The 21,267-nt window shown below is 61.1% G+C and carries 24 protein-coding genes; 22 read left to right on the top strand and 2 right to left on the bottom strand.

Going from position 1 to position 21,267, the window contains the following annotated elements; genetic code table 11:
• The first annotated feature begins 114 nt into the window (after nucleotides 1-114).
• Entirely contained in the window at nucleotides 115-561 is a 447-nt protein-coding gene (locus tag AP059_RS02750; RefSeq protein ID WP_059761788.1) for a hypothetical protein, read from the top strand.
• A gap of 129 nt (nucleotides 562-690) precedes the next feature.
• Here the strand turns inward: AP059_RS02750 and AP059_RS02745 are convergent, their stop codons facing one another.
• The gene (locus tag AP059_RS02745; RefSeq protein WP_059761787.1) at nucleotides 691-1,122 is read right to left on the bottom strand and encodes a hypothetical protein; all 432 of its coding nucleotides are present in this window, start codon (nucleotides 1,120-1,122) and stop codon (nucleotides 691-693) included.
• Nucleotides 1,123-1,547: 425 nt separating this feature from the next.
• Here AP059_RS02745 and trxC point away from each other — a divergent pair, with 425 nt between their 5' ends.
• Nucleotides 1,548-1,988, top strand: a complete 441-nt coding sequence (gene trxC / locus AP059_RS02740; RefSeq protein WP_059761786.1) for a thioredoxin TrxC — start codon at nucleotides 1,548-1,550, stop codon at nucleotides 1,986-1,988.
• Here trxC and AP059_RS02735 read toward each other — a convergent pair.
• Entirely contained in the window at nucleotides 1,985-2,758 is a 774-nt protein-coding gene (locus tag AP059_RS02735; RefSeq protein WP_059761785.1) for a ParA family protein, read from the bottom strand. The genes trxC and AP059_RS02735 overlap by 4 nt on opposite strands.
• A gap of 337 nt (nucleotides 2,759-3,095) precedes the next feature.
• Here AP059_RS02735 and AP059_RS02730 point away from each other — a divergent pair, with 337 nt between their 5' ends.
• The 20 genes from AP059_RS02730 to AP059_RS02635 all read left to right on the top strand — a co-directional run bounded on the left by AP059_RS02730 (nucleotide 3,096) and on the right by AP059_RS02635 (nucleotide 21,252).
• On the top strand, nucleotides 3,096-3,815 hold the full coding sequence (locus AP059_RS02730; RefSeq protein WP_059761784.1) for a beta-ketoacyl synthase chain length factor: 720 nt from the start codon (nucleotides 3,096-3,098) through the stop codon (nucleotides 3,813-3,815).
• A complete protein-coding gene (locus tag AP059_RS02725; protein ID WP_059761783.1) occupies nucleotides 3,791-4,603 on the top strand; it encodes a lysophospholipid acyltransferase family protein in 813 nt (270 codons plus the stop codon). Before AP059_RS02730 ends, AP059_RS02725 begins: the two co-directional genes overlap by 25 nt.
• Nucleotides 4,578-4,838, top strand: a complete 261-nt coding sequence (locus tag AP059_RS02720) for a phosphopantetheine-binding protein (protein WP_048364521.1) — start codon at nucleotides 4,578-4,580, stop codon at nucleotides 4,836-4,838. Before AP059_RS02725 ends, AP059_RS02720 begins: the two co-directional genes overlap by 26 nt.
• 9 nt (nucleotides 4,839-4,847) lie before the next feature.
• On the top strand, nucleotides 4,848-5,102 hold the full coding sequence (locus tag AP059_RS02715; protein ID WP_059761782.1) for an acyl carrier protein: 255 nt from the start codon (nucleotides 4,848-4,850) through the stop codon (nucleotides 5,100-5,102).
• The gene (locus tag AP059_RS02710; RefSeq protein ID WP_048364523.1) at nucleotides 5,099-5,644 is read left to right on the top strand and encodes a membrane protein; all 546 of its coding nucleotides are present in this window, start codon (nucleotides 5,099-5,101) and stop codon (nucleotides 5,642-5,644) included. Before AP059_RS02715 ends, AP059_RS02710 begins: the two co-directional genes overlap by 4 nt.
• Nucleotides 5,641-7,311, top strand: coding sequence for an acyl-CoA synthetase family protein (locus AP059_RS02705; protein WP_059761781.1), 1,671 nt, complete (start codon nucleotides 5,641-5,643; stop codon nucleotides 7,309-7,311). The genes AP059_RS02710 and AP059_RS02705 overlap by 4 nt, the downstream gene beginning before the upstream one ends.
• A gap of 86 nt (nucleotides 7,312-7,397) precedes the next feature.
• Nucleotides 7,398-8,132 carry a glycosyltransferase family 2 protein gene (locus AP059_RS02700; RefSeq protein WP_059761780.1) on the top strand — a complete coding sequence of 245 codons (735 nt, stop codon included), beginning with the start codon at nucleotides 7,398-7,400 and terminating at the stop codon, nucleotides 8,130-8,132.
• Nucleotides 8,129-9,067 carry an LpxL/LpxP family acyltransferase gene (locus tag AP059_RS02695; RefSeq protein ID WP_059761779.1) on the top strand — a complete coding sequence of 313 codons (939 nt, stop codon included), beginning with the start codon at nucleotides 8,129-8,131 and terminating at the stop codon, nucleotides 9,065-9,067. Before AP059_RS02700 ends, AP059_RS02695 begins: the two co-directional genes overlap by 4 nt.
• Nucleotides 9,048-10,592, top strand: a complete 1,545-nt coding sequence (locus AP059_RS02690; protein ID WP_048400589.1) for an HAL/PAL/TAL family ammonia-lyase — start codon at nucleotides 9,048-9,050, stop codon at nucleotides 10,590-10,592. Before AP059_RS02695 ends, AP059_RS02690 begins: the two co-directional genes overlap by 20 nt.
• Nucleotides 10,585-11,010, top strand: a complete 426-nt coding sequence (locus tag AP059_RS02685; protein WP_059761778.1) for an acyl-CoA thioesterase — start codon at nucleotides 10,585-10,587, stop codon at nucleotides 11,008-11,010. The genes AP059_RS02690 and AP059_RS02685 overlap by 8 nt, the downstream gene beginning before the upstream one ends.
• Nucleotides 11,007-11,675 carry an outer membrane lipoprotein carrier protein LolA gene (locus AP059_RS02680; RefSeq protein ID WP_256209664.1) on the top strand — a complete coding sequence of 223 codons (669 nt, stop codon included), beginning with the start codon at nucleotides 11,007-11,009 and terminating at the stop codon, nucleotides 11,673-11,675. Before AP059_RS02685 ends, AP059_RS02680 begins: the two co-directional genes overlap by 4 nt.
• The gene (locus tag AP059_RS02675; protein WP_059761776.1) at nucleotides 11,665-13,977 is read left to right on the top strand and encodes an MMPL family transporter; all 2,313 of its coding nucleotides are present in this window, start codon (nucleotides 11,665-11,667) and stop codon (nucleotides 13,975-13,977) included. Before AP059_RS02680 ends, AP059_RS02675 begins: the two co-directional genes overlap by 11 nt.
• Nucleotides 13,974-15,134 carry a hypothetical protein gene (locus AP059_RS02670; RefSeq protein ID WP_059761775.1) on the top strand — a complete coding sequence of 387 codons (1,161 nt, stop codon included), beginning with the start codon at nucleotides 13,974-13,976 and terminating at the stop codon, nucleotides 15,132-15,134. The genes AP059_RS02675 and AP059_RS02670 overlap by 4 nt, the downstream gene beginning before the upstream one ends.
• Complete coding sequence (locus AP059_RS02665) at nucleotides 15,125-16,372, top strand: NAD(P)/FAD-dependent oxidoreductase (protein WP_120752307.1); 1,248 nt, start codon at nucleotides 15,125-15,127, stop codon at nucleotides 16,370-16,372. Before AP059_RS02670 ends, AP059_RS02665 begins: the two co-directional genes overlap by 10 nt.
• The gene (locus tag AP059_RS02660) at nucleotides 16,369-17,100 is read left to right on the top strand and encodes a class I SAM-dependent methyltransferase (protein WP_059761773.1); all 732 of its coding nucleotides are present in this window, start codon (nucleotides 16,369-16,371) and stop codon (nucleotides 17,098-17,100) included. Before AP059_RS02665 ends, AP059_RS02660 begins: the two co-directional genes overlap by 4 nt.
• Nucleotides 17,094-17,657: a DUF3261 domain-containing protein gene (locus tag AP059_RS02655; RefSeq protein WP_165599908.1), complete on the top strand. Its 564-nt coding sequence runs from the start codon at nucleotides 17,094-17,096 to the stop codon at nucleotides 17,655-17,657. Before AP059_RS02660 ends, AP059_RS02655 begins: the two co-directional genes overlap by 7 nt.
• Entirely contained in the window at nucleotides 17,654-18,841 is a 1,188-nt protein-coding gene (locus AP059_RS02650; RefSeq protein WP_059761772.1) for a beta-ketoacyl-[acyl-carrier-protein] synthase family protein, read from the top strand. Before AP059_RS02655 ends, AP059_RS02650 begins: the two co-directional genes overlap by 4 nt.
• Nucleotides 18,838-19,305 carry an ApeP family dehydratase gene (locus tag AP059_RS02645; protein WP_048364534.1) on the top strand — a complete coding sequence of 156 codons (468 nt, stop codon included), beginning with the start codon at nucleotides 18,838-18,840 and terminating at the stop codon, nucleotides 19,303-19,305. Before AP059_RS02650 ends, AP059_RS02645 begins: the two co-directional genes overlap by 4 nt.
• Entirely contained in the window at nucleotides 19,298-20,026 is a 729-nt protein-coding gene (gene fabG / locus AP059_RS02640) for a 3-oxoacyl-ACP reductase FabG (protein WP_048400605.1), read from the top strand. The genes AP059_RS02645 and fabG overlap by 8 nt, the downstream gene beginning before the upstream one ends.
• Nucleotides 20,026-21,252: a beta-ketoacyl-ACP synthase gene (locus AP059_RS02635; protein WP_059761771.1), complete on the top strand. Its 1,227-nt coding sequence runs from the start codon at nucleotides 20,026-20,028 to the stop codon at nucleotides 21,250-21,252. Before fabG ends, AP059_RS02635 begins: the two co-directional genes overlap by 1 nt.
• Nucleotides 21,253-21,267: the final 15 nt, after the last annotated feature.

The raw sequence follows: 21,267 nt of genomic DNA, 5'->3' as shown, positions 1-21,267 counted from the left end.
GGAGAGTGTAGGGCAATGCTTCGCTAGGCAGAGCGACAGGCTCCTCTCAGACTTCAGTCGTCAGGGGGTATACGTTTACAACTCCAAGGGTCTGGCATGCACAAGGAGAGCCGCATGAAGGTGTTAATGCGCTTAATACCCATAGGGATACTCGCACTGATGCCGTTTCTCACGCTGGCAAATGGGAGACAACACGACAAGCCTGATGAGCGCACGTTAAATACCCTTAAACATCTGGACACCAACTCATTTAACAGCTCATTGAAACCAAAAAAATTCAAGCCCGACACAGTACTGGATCAAACACCTTTTAACGTTTATGAAAAGACTAAAAGCCTTAAGCATGCAGTCAGTGCGACTGACGATAAATGCAGCAGGGTCTATACCGTAGCGCTATTAGAGACTCAAAAAGACGGCGCGACTGTTTGCTTTATAGATAACAGTTTGCAGGGCACCTATTTATCAGCCCCTGCTCTACGCCTACAAAAAAACACAGCAAGGCATTACATGGCGGCAAAACAATTACCCCGCAGCACGACGTGTGACATCACGCGCACTTAATGGAGGACCGCCCCAAACTCATGGTTTCCACCAAGACCCTTGAATCGCTTGTTGTTAGCCAACGCAGAAACTTTGCTCAAAAACCGCACTGATGCTTTTTACATCGGCCTGCGTCATGTTTTTTTCACGTCAGTTCAGCGCACTTTTTTCCAACGACACCGGCTGATCACTGTCCAAGTGCCGCGTTAGAACCATGACCTCATCGACAGCAGGGACTGCGCCTTTAAACACAAGCGCAATAAATAACCCGAGGGTGACCATAACCCCTGAAAACAACCCTCCATAAAAAATGCTCACGACTATGCAGGCAGGGAACCAGATAATGCTAAAGGGAAGCAAAAACTTACCCGACGTAGCCAAATGATTGTCAATGGCAGATAAAGCGCTTTGATCCTCTGCGCACGCTTTGATAGTTGCCTGACAGTTGCAGCAAGTGACGGTTGCGGCCTCTGTCAATCGTGATACCTCCCCAACAGACAAGGGCAATGAATGCTTGCACTGCTCGCATTCAAACGTCGCATATTCATACTTTGAGGCCAGGTACTCATCCAGATCACTCACACTCACCTCTGCACGAGCTTTTAGGTTTTAGGTCTTTAACCCATTAGTCACTCACCGAACCGTGGCTGCCATTCATTACGCACCCGAGTGAAGGAGCCGAATAATAATGCAGCACTTAAAATACATATGTCAGAACCCCCTAAAACTTGCCGTAAGATCATTCTCCAAACTTAAGAGCTCATTCAATTTGCGCACGAGGACATTCCATAAGATGGGCCTTCTCTTTCAGATAGCAGTGGCCGATGGAGCATTCATCTGCTGAACTTGTACGCCACGTACCTGTAGAGCATGACGCACGCAATAATCTGTAGGCGTCGATCAGCCGTCGCAGTCATCGGGTTTGCAGCCGCTTCGCGCCCGATCACAGCCTAGTGCAATGCGTGAACGAACCGTACGATCCAGAACCTTTCTTTGGAGTTTCGCCCATGACCGAACCGCTACTGATCCCCTGCCCTCACTGCAACGGCCTGAACCGCATCCCCGCGGCACGTGTGGGCGAGCACCCTAAATGCGGTCGCTGCAAAAACGAGGTGCTGCTGAGCAAGCCATTCGATTTGAAACAAATTGACTACACCAGCCAGATCAAGGGCGATCTGCCGCTGTTGCTGGATGTGTGGGCGCAGTGGTGTGGGCCGTGCAAGTCATTCGCGCCGGTGTTTGAACAAGCCGCGAGCGAATTGGTTGGCAAGTGCCGCTTGGCCAAGCTCGACAGTGAAGCCAATCAGCAACTGGCCGGGCAACTGGGCATTCGTTCGATCCCCAGCCTGATCCTGTTCAAAAATGGACGGGAAATCGCTCGCCAAAGCGGCGCCTTCCCGTTGCCACAGCTCAAGGCATGGCTGCGCAGCCACGGCATCAGCGCTTAAGCGTTCTGATCCAGGTAGTCGTGCAGTTCAATAAATTGCCGGGTGAGTTTGTGCTTGGGGTCGTAATGCACTAACGGTTGGCTGGCCTGATGCGATTCGCGCATGCGCACCGAGCTGCTGAGGTACACCGGCAGCACCGGCAAGCCTTCGGCAATCAGTTCGTCGAGCATTAGCTGCGGCAAACTGGCCCGGGCCTGAAACTGATTAACCACGATGCCTTCGACTTGCAGCGCGTCGTTGTGGTCTTCTTTGAGCTCTTCGATTTCGGCCAGCAGGCCGTACAACGCCTGACGCGAGAAGCTGTCGCAATCGAAGGGGATCAATACGCGATCGCTGGCAATCAGTGCCGACACGGCATAAAAGTTCAGCGCTGGCGGGGTGTCGATGTAAATGCGGTCGTAATCTTCAGCCAACTCATCGAGCAACTTACGCAGCTTGTTGATCTTGTGCTTGGCCTCAAGCTTGGGCTGGAGGTCTGCCAGCTCCGCAGTCGCGGTGATGACGTGTAAGTTCTCGAAGGGCGTTTCGTAAATATCAACACGATTTTTCTTGCCCCCCACCCCGGCTGACAGGCTCTGTTTAAAGAACTCGGCAATCCCCATCGGAATATCGTCACCGGTCAAGCCCGTGAGGTATTGAGTGGAGTTGGCCTGAGCGTCGAGATCGACCAACAAGGTTCTGTAACCCTCGCTGGCACTGACGGCAGCCAGGTTGCACGCGATGCTGGACTTGCCCACACCGCCTTTTTGATTGAACACCACGCGACGCATTTCATGACCTCCGTGTATCAATGAATGCCCGAGTGTAGATGCCCTTGGCGCGGCTTCGCTACCTCGTGGCGAAATCAACTACAGCTCTAAGCCGGTTATCTGCGAGCACTGACGAATATCTCTCACACCTTCAATCCATTTGCCCTTCCCTTAGACCAATACTGGCAAAAAGACAGTGGCTTTTTTGTAGATCGTTAAAAAACCATACTAAATCTGTAAGCAATATTTGCTACCAGCCAACTGCACCGGGATAATGCCGCCACTCTGTTACAGGTGTGGCGTCGGTCGATGCCCACTTTCGCATCAAGGAAGCCTGCAAAGGCGGGATGATTCTCCAGTGATCAATTTCAATATCGCCGCGTGGCGAGCCTGGGCACCGGGCCTCGACAGCGTGGCCGATTGGCAGGCCTGGAGCCAGCAACCCGGCGTATTTGCCGCCAGCGGTGCAGCCCCCGACGTCTCGTTTTTACCCGCCATGCAACGGCGTCGCCTCAGCCGCCTGGCACGTATGGCGTTCAGCGTGGGCTGGCCATTGGCCGAAGGCCATCAGGCGCTGCCGCTGGTGTTTGCCTCGCGCCACGGCGAAACCCCACGCACCTTCGACATCCTCAGCGACCTGGCGGCCGAACAACCGCTGTCGCCCACTCAATTCAGCCTGTCGGTGCATAACGCGGTGATTGGCCTGTGGTCGATCCTGCGCGGCGAAACCAGCGAAATGACAGCACTGGCCGCCGCCGGTGACGGGTTGGAACACGGCCTGATTGAAGCCTGCGCGCTGCTCAATGAAGGCGCGCCGGCCGTATTGCTGGTTATTACCGAAGAACAGCCCCCTGAAGCTTACGCCTGCTGGATCGACGACGTGCCCTTCCCCTATGCCGTGGGCCTGCTGCTGACACCGGGTTCACAATGGCAGGTCACGCTCACCAGCGGCCCTGCCGACGCCGAAAAAGCCCCGTGGCCGCACGCCCTGAACCTGCTGCGCCAACTGCTCGATGGGCAGGTTTCATTCCAACACGCCTGGAAAACCCGTGTATGGAACTGGCAACGCAACCTGTGAGTACGCGACAGGACGCGTGGTACTGGCGCCTGATCGCGACGGCGATCAGTTTCGGCCTGTTCGGGCTGGGCTGCCTGGGCCTGCGTTTGATCATCTTTCCGGTGTTGAGCTGCCTGCCGGGCAATACCGTTCGTCGTCGCGAACGCGCCCGCGCAACGGTCAGCCGGTTGTTCTGGCTGTTTATCCGCACGATGGCCCGTATGGGCGTGCTCACCTATGACGTACAAGGCGCCGAGCGGCTTGGCCGACCAGGGCAAATGATCATCGCTAACCACCCGTCGCTGATCGACGTGGTTTTTTTGATTGGCCTGGTGAGAAACGCCAATTGCGTGGTCAAACAAAGCCTTTGGCAAAATCCGTTTACTCGAAGCCCGGTGCGCGCCACGCAGTACATCAGCAATGATGGCAGCGTCGACATGCTGGACAACGCCGCCCGCGCCCTGCAAGAAGGCCAGACGCTGATTATTTTCCCGGAGGGGACACGCACGCAGCCGGGACAATCGCCCGCCTTTCATCGCGGCGCAGCCTCCATTGCGTTGCGAGGTGCCAAGCTCCTCACCCCGGTGATAATCAAGGTCAGCCCCACCACGCTGACCAAAGCCGAACCCTGGTACCGCATACCCGATCGGCGCGTGCACTTCAGTTTTCGCGTGGGGGCCGATATAGACCCACACACCTTTACTGCGCTGGGCCCGCCACCTAAAGCCTCGCGCCTGCTCAATGACTTCGTGCATGACTACTTTATTAAGGAGCTCGCCACAGATGAGCGATCTGAACACCCACATTAAACAACTGATCATCGACGCCCTGGGCCTCGAAGACATCAGCACCGACGACATCGGCGACGAGCAAACCCTGTTTGGCGAAGGGCTGGGACTGGATTCGGTCGACGCACTCGAACTGGGCCTGGCGATTCAAAAAACCTACGGCATCAAAATAGACGCCGACGCCAAAGACACCCGCAATCACTTTTCCAACGTGGCCAGCCTTGCGGCTTTTGTCACGGCCAAACAGGCAGCCTGAGACCGAACCATGCAAAACCGTGACGACATTTTCATTACCCTGCGCGATGCTCTGGTCGAACTGTTTGAGCTAGAACCTGAGCGCGTGACCCTGGACGCCAACCTGTACCAGGACCTGGAAATCGACAGCATCGACGCCGTCGACCTGATTGACCACATCAAGCGTAAAACCGGCAAAAAAATTGCCGCCGAGGAGTTTAAATCGGTACGCACCGTCAATGACGTGGTCGAGGCGGTTTACCGTCTGGTTCACGCTGACGCATGAGTCGCCTGATTGGCCTTGGCCTGTTGCTGGCCGGTCTGCTGTACCCCTTCGCGGTGTATTTCGGCATGGCCCATTTCGCCCCGTGGCAGTTTGCGCTGCTGCTCGGCGGCCTGTGGCTGGCCCGCGCGCTGACCGGCCAGCGGCGCCCAGGCAGCCTGTGGATGGCCGTTGTGGCACTGGCGTTTTGCGCACTGCTGGCGCTGTTCAACAGCCCCGCGCTACTGCGCTGGTACCCGGTGCTGATCAGCGGTTTCATGCTCAGCCTGTTCGGTTTGAGCCTGAAGTTTGGGCCACCGATGATCGAGCGTCTGGCGCGCCTGCGCGAGCCGGTACTGCCCGACATTGCGATTCATTACACGCGACAGGTGACCAAGGTCTGGTGCCTGTTTTTTCTGCTCAACGGGTTAGTCGCAGCCGGTTTGACGCTGTGGGCGCCGTTGAGCTGGTGGACGTTGTACAACGGCCTGATCGCCTACGGGCTGATGGGGCTGCTGTTTGCCATTGAATGGCTGATACGACAACAGGTAAGAGGCCGGGCATGAATTGGATAAAGCTTGAGCAGTTGTTGCTCAAGGGGCACGCCGGGCGCGCGGTCACGGTTGACCCGACGCTGGACCACGCCACCCTGTGTGAACACGCATTGCGTCTGGCTGGCGGCTTGCAACAGCACAACGTGCAGCGCATTGCCGTACACCTTGAAGACGCCGCCGAGTTGGCCGTCGCTTTGCTTGGCGCCTGGCGCGCCGGGGTCAGCGTGTTGTTGCCTGCCGACCTGCAAGCACAAACCCGTCAGCGTTGGGATTCGCAGGTTGACCTGTGGATAACTCAAGGCAGCGAGCTGGAGGCGTTATACGCCGAGCCGCTGGCGGCCGCGCAACTGGATCTGGACGCCTGCCAGCTCAGCCTGTGCACCTCCGGCTCCAGCGGCGAGCCCAAACGCATCGACAAAAGCTTGCGCCAGATCGCCAACGAAGTTCAGGCGCTGGAGCACTTGTGGGGCGCCGAGCTGGGCGAGGCGTGCATCATCGCCAGCGTGGCGGCGCAGCACATTTATGGGTTGCTGTTCCGCGTACTGTGGCCGCTGTGTGCAGGCCGGCGCTTTGTGCGCAAGCAACTGGCGTTCCCTGAAGACATGCAGCGCGCCAGCCGCGAGCACGCATCGTTCGCATGGGTTGCCAGCCCGGCACTGCTCAAGCGCACCAGTGACAACCTCGACTGGCCCGCTTTGAGCCAGGTGCGCCGAGTGTTTTCCTCGGGCGGCGCTCTGCCTGACGAGGCCGCGCAGAGCCTGCATGAACGCTTGGGGCAGTGGCCCACCGAAATCCTCGGCAGCTCCGAAACCGGTGGCATCGCCTGGCGCCAAGGCCCCGGCCTGTGGCAGCCATTTGCCGATGTGCAACTGAGCCAGAATGAAGAAGGCGCCCTGCTCATCGCCTCGGCGTACTTGCCCCACGGCCATCTCGAACACACTGCCGACGCCGCACGCATCGAAGCTGACGGACGATTTGAGTTGCTGGGGCGGCTGGACCGCATCGTCAAACTCGAAGAAAAACGCATCTCCCTGCCGATGCTGGAACAGGCGCTGGTCAACCACGACTGGGTGGCCGAAGCCCGCTTGGGCGTGATCCATGAAAACCGCGCCTCGCTGGGCGCCCTGCTGGTGCTCAGCGACAGCGGTCTGTATGCCCTGCGCGAACACGGCCGCCGTGCCCTGACCCACGGTCTGCGCCAGCACCTGAGCCAACACTGCGAAGCGCTGGCCTTGCCACGCCGCTGGCGGTTGCTGCGCCAATTGCCGCTCACCAGCCAGGGCAAATTGCCTCAGGCACAGGTAGATGCACTCCTGTTGGCGCCACGCCCCAAACTGCCGCAAGTGCTGAGCCAGACCGAGACCGACGGGCAATGGACGCTCAACCTGTCGATCCCGCCAGACCTGGCGTTTTTCAGCGGTCACTTTCCCAAAACCCCGGTGCTGCCGGGCGTGGTGCAAGTGGATTGGGCGTTGGCCTTGGGCCAGCAACTCCTCGACCTGCCGCCGCGATTTGCCGGGATGGAAGTGCTCAAGTTTCAGCAATTGGTGCGCCCCGGCGACGCCATTGAATTAACCCTGCGTTTTGACCGTGAGCGCGGCAAATTGCACTTCGCCTACCGCAACGCCACAGCGCCGTGCGCCAGTGGTCGCATTCTGCTGGAGGCGACCTGTGGATAAGTTACGTGACGCAATGCTCTCTGTAGCCGCTGCCGCAGGCGGCGTGCGGGGGCCAAGCGCAATCTTGTGCCTGGAGGTGACTGAGCATGCATAACCCTTGCGCCGTGATCCCGGTTTACAACCATGAAACCGCCGTACCTGCGGTGGTCGACGCCCTGCTCGCAGCCCAGTTGCCTTGCGTGCTGGTCGATGACGCCAGCAGCCCGGCCTGCCGTGATGTGCTCCAACAGCTGTCGCTGCGTGAACACGTCTTCCTGATCCGCCTGGCGGTCAATCAGGGCAAGGGCGGCGCGGTGATGGCCGGTTTGCGTGAGGCTTCGCGGCTGGGGTTCACCCATGCCCTGCAAGTGGACGCCGACGGCCAGCACGACCTGCGCGACGTCGCCACCTTCCTGCAAGTCTCGCAACACAACCCCGACGCGTTGATCTGCGGTTACCCACAGTACGACGCCAGCGTGCCCAAAGGCCGTTTGTATGCGCGCTACCTGACCCACGTCTGGGTGTGGATCAACAGCCTGTCGTTACAGATTCCCGATTCGATGTGCGGTTTTCGGGTGTACCCGCTGGCGCCGACACTGGCCCTGATCAACTCGGTCAAGCTGGGTAAACGCATGGACTTCGACCCCGAAATCCTCGTGCGTCTGGCCTGGCGCAACCAACCCATGCGCTGGCTGCCAACCCAGGTGCATTACCCGCAAGACGGCCTGTCGCACTTTCGCCTGTTCCACGACAACGCGCTGATTTCCAGCATGCACACCAAGCTCTTTTTCGGCATGTTGCTGCGCTTGCCGAGCATTCTCTGGAGACGCTGTAAGGCATGAGCGACCCTCAACAGCATTGGGCTGACCACAAGGAGCGCGGCAGTTTCCGGCTGATGAAGCTCACCGCCTTTGGCGTCAAACTCCTCGGCCGCCGCGTCCTCGCACCGGTGCTGTACTCCATCGTGTTGTACTTCTTTTTGTTCGGCACCCGTGCGCGGCGCAGCATTTGGCAGTACCAGCAACGCTTGGCCGACTGGAGCGGGCAAAGCGCGCTGCGCCCCACCCGCCGCCGCGTGTTCCGACAGTTCATGGCCTTTGCCGACGCCCTGCTCGACAAGCTCGACGTGTGGAACGGCCGTTTGAAGATTGAAGACATCGACATCGTCGACCCCGCTCGCCTGCGCGACCAATTGCGTGGCGAGCGCGGGCAACTGCTGGTGGGCGCACATTTGGGCAACCTTGAAGTGTGCCGCGCCCTCGCCGAGCTGGGTGAGCAAGTCACCATGAACGTGCTGGTGCACACCAAGCACGCCGAACAGTTCAATCGCCTGCTGGGCGAGGCGGGCGCCAGCAACCTGCGCCTGATTCAGGTCAGCGAACTCAACCCTGCGGTGATGCTGCAATTGAGCCAGCGTCTGGAAAACGGCGAATGGCTGGCGATTGCCGGTGACCGCGTGCCGCTGCATGGCGGGCGTAATGTGCAGGTGGATTTCCTCGGCCACACGGCGGCCTTCCCTCAAGGCCCGTGGCTGCTGGCCGGATTGCTCAAATGCCCGGTCAATCTGATGTTTTGCCTCAAACACCAAGGCCGCTATCGGGTAATCCTCGAACCGTTCGCCGAGGCCGTGCACTGGCGGCGCAGCGACCGCGAACAGGTGATTGCCGACTGGACCACCCGCTACGCAGAGCGCCTGGGGCATTACTGCCTTCAGGCGCCGCACCAATGGTTTAACTTTTACCCATTCTGGAAGACCGATGACGACGCATCCGCATGAGCCAGTAACCTTCGGCCAAACCCCTTTGCGCATTGAAGACGTGCTGGCCTTGGCCAATCGTCAGGTGCCGACCCAACTGCAAGACGACGCCCAATACCGCGAACGCATCGCCAAAGGCGCACGTTTTCTGGATTCGTTGCTCGACAAAGAAGGCGTGATCTACGGCGTCACCACCGGTTACGGCGATTCGTGCGTGGTGGCGGTGCCGCTGGAGCATGTCGAAGCGTTGCCGCGCCACCTCTACACCTTCCACGGCTGCGGGCTGGGCAAACTGCTCGACGCTCAAGCCACCCGCGCCGTGCTGGCAGCGCGCTTGCAGTCGTTGTGCCACGGCGTGTCCGGGGTGCGCATCGAGCTGCTGGAGCGTCTGCACGCCTTCATCGCCCACGACATCCTGCCGCTGATCCCCGAAGAAGGCTCGGTGGGCGCCAGCGGCGACCTGACGCCGCTGTCGTACGTGGCCGCGACCTTGTCCGGCGAGCGCGAAGTGCTGTTCAACGGCGAGCGCCGCTTCTCGGCTGACGTACACCGCGAGCTGGGCTGGACCCCGCTGGTGCTGCGCCCCAAAGAAGCGTTGGCGCTGATGAACGGCACCGCGGTCATGACCGGCCTTGCCTGCCTGGCTTACGCGCGCGCCGATTACCTGCTCAAACTCGCCACGCGCATCACCGCGCTCAACGTGGTGGCGCTGCAAGGCAACCCGGAACACTTCGACGAACGCCTGTTCGCCGCCAAGCCCCATCCTGGGCAAATGCAAGTGGCCGCATGGCTGCGCCAAGACCTGGCCATCGACGCCCCGACCGCGCCGCTGCATCGCCTGCAAGACCGTTACTCACTGCGTTGCGCCCCGCATGTGCTCGGCGTGTTGGCTGACAGCCTGGGCTGGCTGCGCGGGTTCATCGAAACCGAACTCAACAGTGCCAACGACAACCCGATCATCGACGCCGAAGAAGAACGCGTGCTGCACGGTGGGCACTTCTACGGCGGGCACATCGCCTTTGCCATGGACAGCCTCAAAACCTTGGTGGCCAACGTCGCCGACCTGCTGGACCGTCAACTCGCGCTGCTGGTGGACGTGCGTTACAACCACGGTTTGCCGAGCAACCTGTCGGGCGCAACGGCCGAGCGCGCCATGCTCAACCACGGTTTCAAAGCGGTGCAAATCGGTACCAGCGCCTGGACCGCCGAAGCGCTGAAAAACACCATGCCGGCCAGCGTGTTCTCGCGCTCTACCGAATGCCATAACCAGGACAAAGTCAGCATGGGCACTATCGCCGCCCGCGATGCGATCCGCGTACTGGAACTGACCGAACAAGTGGCCGCCGCGGCCTTGCTCGCGGCCAATCAGGGCGTGTGGCTGCGCAGCCGCGCCGAAGACGCCCGTGCACTGCCGCCCGCTCTGGCGGTGATGCACGCCGAACTGGCCAAAGACTTTGCACCGGTGGTTGAAGACCGCGCCCTCGAAGCTGAACTGCGCCTGTGCCTGAGCCGTATTGCCCAACAACACTGGAGGCTGCATGCGTAGCAAAGGCGTGTTGCACGTTGATACCGAAGTGTTGGTGCCGTTTTTCGACATCGACACCCTGCACGTGGTGTGGCACGGGCATTACGTCAAATACCTCGAAGTGGCGCGGTGTGCGCTGCTCGACCATGTGGGCCACAACTATACGCAGATGCTCCAAGCGGGCTACGCGTGGCCGGTGATCGACCTGCAACTGCGTTACGTGCGCGGCGCCACGTTTGGTCAACGCATCAACGTGCGGGCCAACCTGGTGGAGTGGGAGAACCGTTTGAAGATCAGCTACCTGATCACCGATCTGGCCAGCGGCGAGCGTTTGACCCGGGCTTGTAGCGTGCAAGTGGCGGTTGAGATTGCCAGCCGTGAAATGCAACTGGCGTCGCCCCAGTGCTTTATCGATGCAGTTGAGCGGGTGTTGTCATGAGTGTCTGTTTAACGGCAAAAGCCCTTCACCCCACCCCTCTCGCGCAGGCTTGGGATGAGGGCAAAAAACGCGCCCGAATCTGCAGGGTGTTCGCCGCTTTATTGGCCTTTTCACCGCTGGCCCACGCCTTCGACCTGCAACAACTGAGCGAGCAACTGGCCAAACCCCACGTGATCCACGGCGACTTCATTCAAGAAAAACACCTGCGCGCCCTGCCCAAGCCCCTGACCAGCACCGGCACGTTTGTACTGGCCAAAGATCACGGCCTGCTCTGGCAGTTGAAAACCCCGCTGCAACAGGATTACCGCATCACAGCCCTTGGCATCGCACGGCGTAACGCCAACGCGTGGCAAATGCTCCCCGGCAAAAGCGCAGGCGCTGAACAAAACCGCTTGTTCCTCGCCGTGCTGCAAGGTGACAGCAGCGGTTTGCAACGCGATTTCGACCTGCAACTGCACGGCGAATCCGCGCACTGGACGCTGACCCTGACCCCGCGCTCGCTGCTGCTCAAGCAAGTGTTCAAGCAGATCAACATCGACGGCGGCGCACTGGTGCAGCGCATCGAGCTGCAAGAAACCCAAGGCGACAGCACACTGCTGAAGATGCAAAACAGCGTCAGCAACCAGCCGTTGAGCGACGCGGAGCAACTCGATTTTGCGCAGTGAATATTGGCTGCCCCGAGGGTTTTTGATCTTGCTGCTGGTCGTGCTCGCGCTCGCCGGGTGGCAGTGGCGTCACGGCGCACCGCTGTCGGCCAACTTGATGGAGCTGGTGCCCGGCGACGCACCCGACGCGCTGCAACTGCGCGCCGAACAGCGCATGCAAGAACCCCTGAACCGCGAAATGCTGGTACTGGTGGGCAGCACGGATCGGCAACAGGCCGTCGCCGCCGCGCAGCAATTGGGCGAGCAATGGCAGGCCAGCGGTCTGTTTGAAAGCGTGCAATGGAACCTGCAAGCCGACCTCCCCGCGCTGCGCGAGCAACTGCTGCGCGGGCGTTTGGCGATGTTGTCCAGCGCCGACCGCGAACAACTGATCGACCACCCGCAGGCGTTTATCGAGCAACGGGTGCAAGCGCTGTTCGACCCGTTCACCGGGTTCAGCCTGGTGCCCAGCCAGGACGATTGGTTGGGCCTCACCGGGCGTATTCAGAACAGCCAGCCGCAACGGGGCGCGGTGCAACTGGACATTGGCAGCGGCGCCCTGATCGCCGATGCCGATGGCAAAAGCTGGGTGCTACTGCGCGCTCGCACCCAAGGCAACGCGTTTGACATGACCCTGCCACTGCACGTCGCCGCGCTGCTGGAGCGCAGCCGTGAGCACGTGGCCAGCCAACACGTCGAGCTGCTGGCGGCCAGTGGCTTGCTCTACGCCGCCAGCGGTCAGCAGCAAGCCACCCGCGAAATCACCTGGGTCGGCGGTGGCGCGACCGTTGGCATCCTCTTGTTGCTGCTGCTGGCGTTCCGCCGCTGGCGGGTGCTGTTGGCGTTCGTGCCGGTGCTGGTGGGCATGCTGTTCGGCGCCGTCGCGTGCGTCGCGTTTTTCGGCAGCATGCACGTCATGACGCTGGTGCTGGGGTCCAGCCTGATCGGCGTGGCGGTGGATTACCCGCTGCATTACCTGTCCAAAAGCTGGAGCCTGAAACCCTGGCGCAGTTGGCCCGCCTTGCGCCTGACCCTGCCCGGCCTGAGCCTGAGCCTGGCCACCAGTTGCATCGGCTATCTGGCATTGGCCTTTACCCCGTTTCCGGCCTTGACCCAAATTGCCATCTTCTCTGCCGCCGGTTTGATCGGCGCCTATCTGAGTGCAGTGTGTTTGCTGCCGGCATTACTCAACGGGGTGGAACTGCGCCCCGCGCAATGGCCACTCACGGTCGCGCAAGGTTTGCTCAACGTGCGCGACGCGTTGCTGAGTAAAGTCCCGACGCCCGCGCTGCTGGCCTTGCTGGTGGCGTTTTGTGCCGCCGGCTTGTGGCAACTGACCAGTAAAAACGACATCCGCCAGTGGGTCGGTGCGCCGCCGCAGTTGACGGCTGAAGCGCAAGCGATTGCACGCATCACCGGGTATCAGCCCACTAGCCAGTTTTTTCTGGTGCGGGCCGAGAATGAACAACAACTGCTGGAGCGCCAAACCGCCCTCAGCGAGCGACTGGATCAGTTGATCAACATGGGCAAATTGCAGGGTTATCTGGCGCTGAACCAGTTGGTCAGCCTGCCCCGCGAGCAACAGCAATTGCGCGCTGCGCTCAACGCCCTGCCCCGGCACTGGCAGCCGCTGCTGGCGCTGGGCGTGCCGCAAGCGGCGCTGCAACACGAGTTGAGCCAACTGCAAAGCTTGCCCGAGCAAGGTATCGACGACGCACTCAACGGCCCGCTGGCTGAGCCGTGGCGCCTGCTGTGGCTGGGCAAACAAACCGAGGGCGTGGCCGCGATGGTCAGCCTGCAAGGGCTGAACAACGCCAGCCTGCTGCGGGTGCAAGCGCACGATTTACCCGGCGTCGAGCTGGTGGATCGTTTGGGCGACTTGAACAACGTGTTCGCCGCCACACAAATCAGCGCCGCCGAATTGAAGCTGTTGTCCTGCGCCCTGATCGTGCTGTTGCTGATCGCCCCATTCGGCTTTGGCGGTGCGCTGCGCATCGTCGCCCTGCCGCTGCTGGCTGCGCTGTGCAGCCTGGCCAGCCTCGGTTGGCTGGGTCAGCCACTGACACTGTTCAGCCTGTTCGGCTTGCTGCTGGTGACGGCGATCAGCGTCGACTACGTGATTTTGATGCGTGAGCAAATAGGCGGCGCCGCCGTCAGCCTGCTGGGCACACTGCTGGCGGCGCTGACGACGTGGTTGTCGTTCGGCTTGCTGGCCGTCTCCAGCACGCCTGCGGTGAGCAACTTCGGCCTGTCGGTGAGCCTGGGCCTGGCGTTCAGCTTTATCCTCGCGCCATGGGCCGGCAAGCAGGAGCATCGCGCGTGATGACGCTTGTGTTCTGGCTGCTGGCCTTGGCCTTGTTTGCGCTGGCGACCCGTGTGGGCCGCCATTTTGGGCTGATCCCGATTGTCAGCCAGTTACTGCTGGCGTCCATCGGTTTGCCGCTGTTGATGCTGCTGTGGATCGAACCGCACTGGCAACTGACTGGCGCGCAACTGGTCTCGCCGACGTGGCTAAAAAGCCTCTACAGCCTCAGCTTCGCGCTGTTGCTGGGGCATATTTTGAGTGACGTGATTGACCTGCGACTCGACCGCCAAAGCGTGAAAATCGCCCTGCCCAGTTTTCTTGTGCCCTTCGCCTGCGGGCTGGCTTGCGCCATGTGGTTGCTACCGCCACAGCCGTGGCTGAGTTCGCTGGCGGTCGGGCTGGTGTTTGCCATCACCGCCATTCCGGTGTTGTACCTGTACCTGCGCCACATCGGTTACCCGCCCGCCGCCACCCGGCGGCTGGTGCAAAGCGCAATCCTCATCGACCTGACCTGCTGGAGCCTGTTCGGGCTGGCGCAGGGCAGCCTGGACCTCAACAGCCTGTTGCTGCCCATCGCCGCAGCCTTGCTGCCGTTGCTGCTGCGCGCCCTGCGCATCCGCCAGCCGCTGTGTTACAGCCTGAGCTTTTTTGCCTTGCTGGTGGTGGCCGAGCATTACCGCCTTAATGCGCTGATTTTTGGCGTGGGCTATTTGTTGTGCATGGCGTGGCTCAAGGTGGCGCTGGTGATGCCGTTAAAGGCTGTCTGGCTTGAGCGTTTGCAAACCTTTGTAGCGATTCCGCTGATCCTCACGTTCGGCATTGTGCAGATCAATGTGCACAGCGCCTTGAGCGCCATCAGCCCGCTGCAACTGTGCGCGCTGTTGCTACTGCCGGTGCTGAGCAAAGTGTTGGGCAACTGGCTGGGCCTGAGCTGGGCCACGCCCTCGTTTGCCGGTGCCAGCCGCTGGCGTGAAAGCCTGTTACTGAATATTCGCGGGTTGAGTGAAATCGTGTTCCTCAACCTGCTGTTGCAACAACAGCTCATCAGCCCCGCGCTGTACTTCGCGCTGATGCTGATGGGCCTGGCCGCCACGCTGTTACCGGCGCTGGCGGGCATGAACAAAACCCCTTTGAAGTCTGCCGTAGTCCCCGGCAAGGAGCCCTTGTGTCAGTAGTAGAAATGGAACGTCGTCAGGTGGTAGTGATCGGTGCCGGGCCGTCTGGCGCGATTGCCTCGGCCTTGCTCAAGCGCAAAGGTCACGATGTGTTGATCATCGAGCGCCAGCACTTTCCGCGTTTCTCGATTGGCGAAAGCCTGCTGTCGCATTGCATCGATTTTCTCGAAGAAGCCGGCATGCTGGAGGCCGTGCAAGCCGCGGGTTTTCAGGTCAAAAACGGTGCTGCATTCGCCTGGGGCGAGCAGTACAGCGCGTTCGATTTTGGCGACACGTTCAGCAACGGCAAACCCACCACTTTTCAGGTACAGCGGGGCGACTTCGACAAGTTGCTGGCCGATCAGGCCGCGCTGCAAGGCGTTGAAATCCGTTACGGCCAAACCGTCATCGCCACCGACATTGAACGGGCCAAACCGCAGTTGCAGGTCGAACGCGAAGACGGCAGCCGCTACACGGTTGAAACCGACTTCATCCTCGACGCCAGTGGTTATGGGCGCGTGCTTCCACGCTTGCTCGACCTTGAGGCACCCTCCAACTTCCCAGTGCGCCAAGCGGTGTTCACCCACGTCGAAGACCGCATTGATTGCCCAGGTTTTGAGCGCAACAAAATCCTCGTCACCACTCACCCGACCCACCGCGACATTTGGTTCTGGAGCATTCCGTTCAGCAATGGCCGCTGTTCGGTGGGCGTGGTCGCGGCGGCGGAACATTTTGCAGGGCGCAGCGAAAACCTCGATGAGCGCCTGCGCAGCTTCATCGACGAAACCCCGAGCCTGCAACGGGTGCTGGCCAACGCGGTATGGGACACCCCGGCACGCACCATTGGCGGCTACTCGGCCAATGTCAAAACCCTGCACGGCCGGGGTTTTGCCTTGCTGGGCAACGCGGCTGAGTTCCTCGACCCGGTGTTTTCTTCGGGCGTGACCATTGCCATGCGTTCGGCGAGCATGGCCGCAGGCGTGCTGCACCGTCAGTTGCAAGGCGAGGCCGTCGATTGGCAAACCGAGTTTGCCGACCCGCTCAAACGTGGGGTCGACACCTTCCGCTGCTACGTCGAAGGCTGGTATGCCGGGACCTTTCAAGACGTGATTTTCCACCCCGGCAGCTCGCCCCAGATTCGCCGCATGATCAGCTCGATTCTGGCGGGTTATGCCTGGGATGAACGCAACCCATTCGTCAGCGAACCCAAGCGCCGTTTGCGCATGCTGTCAGATATCTGCGCCACGGAGCCTGCATGAAACCTCTGAGCGACACCTATGTTGAAGAAACCCGTTTCGGCTTTTGGTTTTTGCGCAGCCACACTTGGCAGCACCACGTATTGCGCGTGGCGATCAACGACCTGCACGGCCTGTTCAGTGACCACCTGCCCTGCGCACCGGTGATCCTGGATGCCGGGTGCGGTCAGGGGAAGTCGTTCCAGTACCTGCACAAAACCTTCGCCCCGCAGCGTTTGATCGGCCTCGATGCCGACCCGCTGAGCCTTGAGATGAGCCGCGCAGAAGCCGCGCGCCAGGGCATCGACATCGAACTGATCGGCAGCGACTGCGCGCAACTCGACGTGCCTGACGACAGCGTCGACATTCTGTTCTGCCACCAGACGTTTCATCATCTGGTGCAGCAGGATCGGGCGCTGACCGAGTTTTACCGAGTGCTCAAACCGGGCGGTTACTTGCTGTTTGCCGAGTCCACCGAAGCCTACATCGACACCTGGGTGATTCGCTGGTTGTTCCGCCACCCGATGCACGTCCAAAAAAACGCCGCGCAATACCTCGACATGATCCGCGATCAGGGCTTTGAGTTTGATGCGCAGAACGTGTCCTACCCGTACCTGTGGTGGAGCCGTTCCAAAGACTTCGGCCTGTTGGAGCGCTTTGGCCTGCGCCGCCCCAAACCGGTGGGCCAGCGCGAGGAGACGCTTGTTAACGTCGTGGCCCGCAAACCCCTGACAGGCACACCGACATGCTAAACACACGCCCCGCAGGCGGCCAAACGTTGCGGTGTAAAGGGCCTGCGGCGCTTATCGACGCCGTTGCCAGCCGCTACAGACTCTGCGCTGCGTTGTGTGTGGCGCTGCTCCTGAGCGGTTGCAGCACTCAGCCGTTGCCGCGTCAGACCCCGACTCTCGCGCTGCCGATGCAATTGCATGTACAGCGCCAGCAAGCCGATCAGCGCCAAGACTGGTTGCTGGTCATTCAGCAGGAAGACGGCGGCCTGCGCTGGTCACTGATGGACCCGCTGGGGATTCCGCTGGCGCGCCAGTTGCTCACGCACAACCGCTGGCACGCCGACGGCTTGTTGCCGCCCAACCCCGAGGCCCGAGAGTTGTTCGCCGCACTGTTGTTTGCGCTGACCCCGGCCCATGAGTTGAAGCGTAATTATCCACAGGCCAAGTCCGTGTCCAATGTGCGCGTGATCAGCCAGCGCTGGCAGATCCAGTACGACCAGCCGCAGGTGTTTCGCATCGATACCCAAGGCGATGTGTATTACGACATCAGCCCACTCAACGCCGAGGCGGCTCAATGACTGCGTACCTGAATGCCGTGGGCCTGATCTGTGCGCTGGGCCGTGGCCCCGACGAGGTCGCGCGCAACCTGTTTGCCGGTGATTGCACCGGCATGCAGCGCGAAAACGGCTGGGTGCCAGAGCGCTCGCTCACCGTGGGCGCAGTGCACGACGCGTTACCGGTCATCCCGCCCGAGCTGCGCCAGCAAAGCAGCCGTAACAACCAGCTGTTGCTTGACGCCGCGTTGCAGATTCACAGCCAAATCCAACAGGCGATCAGCACCTACGGCCCTGCGCGCGTAGCCATTGTGTTGGGCACCAGCACCTCGGGCATTGATGAGGCCAGTCGTGGCATCGCCCACTACTTGCAGGCGCAGCTTTTCCCCGACGATTACGACTACCGGCAACAAGAGTTGAGCGCCCCGGCTACCTTCCTCGCCGACTGGCTGAACATCACCGGCCCCGCCTATGTGATTTCCACGGCCTGCACCTCCAGCGCCCGTGCCCTGATGAGCGCCCAGCGCTTACTGGACATGAACCTGTGCGACGTGGTGCTGTGCGGTGGCGTCGACAGTTTGTGCAAGCTGACCCTCAACGGTTTTAGCGCGCTGGAAGCAGTGGCGGATGAACGCTGTAACCCGTTCTCGGCCAATCGGCGCGGTATCAATATCGGCGAAGCAGCCGTGCTGTTTGTGATGAGCAAACAACCGGCCGCTACACATGCCATCGCACTGCTGGGCGCCGGCGCCAGTTCGGATGCGCACCATATTTCGGCCCCGGAGCCGTCCGGGCGCGGCGCGGCGCAAGCCATGCGCAAAGCCTTGAGCCGTGCGGGCCTGCAACCCGGTGACATCGGCTACCTGAACCTGCACGGCACCGCGACCCATCACAACGATGCGATGGAAAGCCACGCCGTGGCGCAGGTGTTCCCGCACGGCGTGCCGTGCTCCTCGACCAAACCCATGACCGGCCACACCCTCGGCGCGGCCGGTGCCCTTGAAGCCGCGTTTTGCTGGCTGAGCCTGACCCACGCCAACGCCCTCGCGCCGCATGTGTGGGACGGCCAGCCCGACCCGACGCTGCCCGCGCTGGATTGGGTGACGCCCGGCCGCACCCTGGCTTCTAACGCACAGCGCTGCCTGATGAGCAATTCGTTTGCCTTCGGCGGCAACAACGTCAGCCTGATTATCGGAGACGCCCCATGATTGATTGGCCTCTCGCCCAATTGCTGCCCCACGCTGGCGACATGATCCTGATCGATCAGGTGCTGGCGTTCGATCAAGAGCAGATCCACACCCGCCTTACCGTGCGCGCAGGTGGCTTGTTCAACCGCGAAGACGGCAGCCTGCCCGCCTGGGTCGGCGTCGAGTTGATGGCACAAAGCGTGGCCGCCTACGCCGGTTGCCGCGCCCGCGTGCAAGGCGATCCGGTCGAGCTGGGCTTTTTGCTCGGCACGCGCAAATTTGAATGCAACGTCGACCACTTCCCGCTGGGCTGCGAGTTGCATATCCATGCGCTGCGCTCGCTGGAAGACGACAACGGCATGGGCGTATTCGAGTGCCACCTCACGGGTCCCGATATCCATGCCACCGCCCGCCTGAACGTGTTCCGTCCGCCTCAGGCCGATAACTACCTTGCTCAAGCATCTCAGGAGACCCGCCATGACTGAGTCTATTTTGGTCACCGGCTCCAGCCGTGGCATCGGTCGCGCCATCGCCTTGCGTCTGGCGCAGGCCGGTTTTGATCTGGTGCTGCATTGCCGCAGCGGCCGCAGCGAGGCCGACGCCGTGATGGCCGAGGTGCACGCCTTGGGTCGTAGCGCACGCGTGCTGCAATTCGACGTGTCAGAGCGCGCCCAATGCAAAGCCATTCTGGAGGCCGACGTAGAAGCGCATGGCGCTTATTACGGCGTCGTCCTCAACGCCGGCCTGACCCGCGACGGCGCCTTCCCCGCGCTCAGCGAAGACGACTGGGACGTGGTGATGCGCACCAACCTCGACGGTTTTTACAACGTGCTGCACCCGGTGATGATGCCCATGATCCGCCGCCGCAAGGCCGGACGCATCGTGTGCATCACCTCGGTGTCGGGCCTGATCGGCAACCGTGGGCAAGTCAATTACAGCGCCTCCAAAGCCGGGCTGATCGGCGCCGCCAAGGCGCTGGCCATCGAGCTGGGCAAGCGCAAGATCACCGTCAACTGCGTAGCGCCGGGGTTGATCGACACCGCCATGCTCGACGAAAACGTCCCTGTAGAAGAACTGATGAAAATGATCCCGGCACAACGCATGGGCACCCCGGAAGAAGTCGCGGGCGCGGTTAACTTTTTGATGTCGGCCGAAGCCGGTTACATCACCCGCCAAGTGCTGGCCGTCAACGGGGGCCTGTGCTGATGAAACGCGTTGTCGTCACCGGCATGGCCGGCATCACCTCGCTGGGCAGTGACTGGGCCAGTATTGAAGCCCGCTTTGTGGCCGGACGCAGTGGCATCCGGCGCATGGATGAATGGGACCGTTTCACCGAACTCAACACGCGCCTGGCCGGGCCGATTGATGACTTTGCAGTGCCCAAACACTGGACCCGCAAACAACTGCGCAGCATGGGCCGCGTGTCCCGGTTGGCGGTGGGTGCGGCCGAGCAGGCGCTGCAAGACGCGGGCTTGCTGGGCAACCCGATCATTCGTGACGGGCGCATGGGCGTGGCCTGCGGCTCGTCCACCGGCAGCACCGACGAAATCAAAGCCTTCGGCAACATGTTGCTCAACTCCGTGGCCGAAGGCCTGAACGCCAACAGCTACGTGCGCATGATGCCGCACACCACAGCGGCCAATATCAGCATCTTTTTTGGCCTCACCGGGCGTTTGATTCCCACCTCCAGTGCCTGCACCAGCGGCAGTCAGGGCATCGGCTACGCCTACGAAGCCATCAAGTTCGGGCGTTTACCGCTGATGCTCGCCGGTGGCGCCGAAGAACTGTGCCCCACCGAAGCCATGGTGTTTGACGCGCTGTACGCCACTAGCCTGAAAAACGACGCCCCGCACACCAGCCCACGGCCTTACGACAACGGCCGCGACGGCCTGGTGATCGGGGAAGGTGGCGGCATGCTGGTACTCGAAGAACTGGAACACGCACTGGCCCGTGGCGCTCACATTCACGCTGAAATCGTCGGTTTTGGCAGCAACGCCGATGGCCAGCACACCACGCGCCCGGAAGTCAGCACCATGCGCCGGGCGATGGAGCTGGCGCTGGAAGACGCAGGTATCGAGGCCAGCGCCATCGGTTACGTCAACGGTCACGGCACCGCCACCGAACAGGGCGACATCGCCGAAACCCTGGCCACCAGCGAACTGTTCGGCCCAAGCATGCCGATCAGTTCACAGAAGAGCTTTTTGGGCCACACCCTTGGCGCCTGTGGCGCGCTGGAATCCTGGTTCTGCATCGAAATGATGAACCGCGACCGCTACGTGCCGACCCTCAACCTGGACGTCATCGACCCGCGCTGCGGCGAGCTGGACTACCTGCGCGGCGAGTTGCGCACGATGCACAACGATTACGTGATGAACAACAACTTTGCCTTCGGCGGGGTCAACACGTCGTTGATCTTCCGTCGCTGGTCGTGACCTTCTGGAGTCAAT

The sequence above is a fragment of the Pseudomonas sp. TAA207 genome (genome assembly GCF_001529285.1).
Lineage (GTDB): Bacteria > Pseudomonadota > Gammaproteobacteria > Pseudomonadales > Pseudomonadaceae > Aquipseudomonas > Aquipseudomonas weihenstephanensis.
The sequence above is the reverse complement of the archived record's forward strand: the minus strand, read 5'-3'. Positions and strand labels throughout refer to the sequence as shown.

What these genes read in the sequence shown, in the direction of transcription:
- AP059_RS02645 (WP_048364534.1), top strand. Translation starts at nt 18,838, where the DNA reads ATGATTGATTGGCCTCTCGCCCAATTGCTGCCCCACGCTGGCGACATG.
- AP059_RS02695 (WP_059761779.1), top strand. Translation starts at nt 8,129, where the DNA reads ATGAGCGACCCTCAACAGCATTGGGCTGACCACAAGGAGCGCGGCAGT.
- AP059_RS02750 (WP_059761788.1), top strand. Translation starts at nt 115, where the DNA reads ATGAAGGTGTTAATGCGCTTAATACCCATAGGGATACTCGCACTGATG.
- trxC (WP_059761786.1), top strand. Translation starts at nt 1,548, where the DNA reads ATGACCGAACCGCTACTGATCCCCTGCCCTCACTGCAACGGCCTGAAC.
- AP059_RS02705 (WP_059761781.1), top strand. Translation starts at nt 5,641, where the DNA reads ATGAATTGGATAAAGCTTGAGCAGTTGTTGCTCAAGGGGCACGCCGGG.
- AP059_RS02660 (WP_059761773.1), top strand. Translation starts at nt 16,369, where the DNA reads ATGAAACCTCTGAGCGACACCTATGTTGAAGAAACCCGTTTCGGCTTT.
- AP059_RS02700 (WP_059761780.1), top strand. Translation starts at nt 7,398, where the DNA reads ATGCATAACCCTTGCGCCGTGATCCCGGTTTACAACCATGAAACCGCC.
- AP059_RS02735 (WP_059761785.1), bottom strand. Translation starts at nt 2,758, where the DNA reads ATGCGTCGCGTGGTGTTCAATCAAAAAGGCGGTGTGGGCAAGTCCAGC.
- AP059_RS02655 (WP_165599908.1), top strand. Translation starts at nt 17,094, where the DNA reads ATGCTAAACACACGCCCCGCAGGCGGCCAAACGTTGCGGTGTAAAGGG.
- AP059_RS02725 (WP_059761783.1), top strand. Translation starts at nt 3,791, where the DNA reads ATGGAACTGGCAACGCAACCTGTGAGTACGCGACAGGACGCGTGGTAC.
- AP059_RS02635 (WP_059761771.1), top strand. Translation starts at nt 20,026, where the DNA reads ATGAAACGCGTTGTCGTCACCGGCATGGCCGGCATCACCTCGCTGGGC.
- AP059_RS02710 (WP_048364523.1), top strand. Translation starts at nt 5,099, where the DNA reads ATGAGTCGCCTGATTGGCCTTGGCCTGTTGCTGGCCGGTCTGCTGTAC.
- AP059_RS02720 (WP_048364521.1), top strand. Translation starts at nt 4,578, where the DNA reads ATGAGCGATCTGAACACCCACATTAAACAACTGATCATCGACGCCCTG.
- AP059_RS02680 (WP_256209664.1), top strand. Translation starts at nt 11,007, where the DNA reads ATGAGTGTCTGTTTAACGGCAAAAGCCCTTCACCCCACCCCTCTCGCG.
- AP059_RS02690 (WP_048400589.1), top strand. Translation starts at nt 9,048, where the DNA reads ATGACGACGCATCCGCATGAGCCAGTAACCTTCGGCCAAACCCCTTTG.
- fabG (WP_048400605.1), top strand. Translation starts at nt 19,298, where the DNA reads ATGACTGAGTCTATTTTGGTCACCGGCTCCAGCCGTGGCATCGGTCGC.
- AP059_RS02715 (WP_059761782.1), top strand. Translation starts at nt 4,848, where the DNA reads ATGCAAAACCGTGACGACATTTTCATTACCCTGCGCGATGCTCTGGTC.
- AP059_RS02685 (WP_059761778.1), top strand. Translation starts at nt 10,585, where the DNA reads ATGCGTAGCAAAGGCGTGTTGCACGTTGATACCGAAGTGTTGGTGCCG.
- AP059_RS02650 (WP_059761772.1), top strand. Translation starts at nt 17,654, where the DNA reads ATGACTGCGTACCTGAATGCCGTGGGCCTGATCTGTGCGCTGGGCCGT.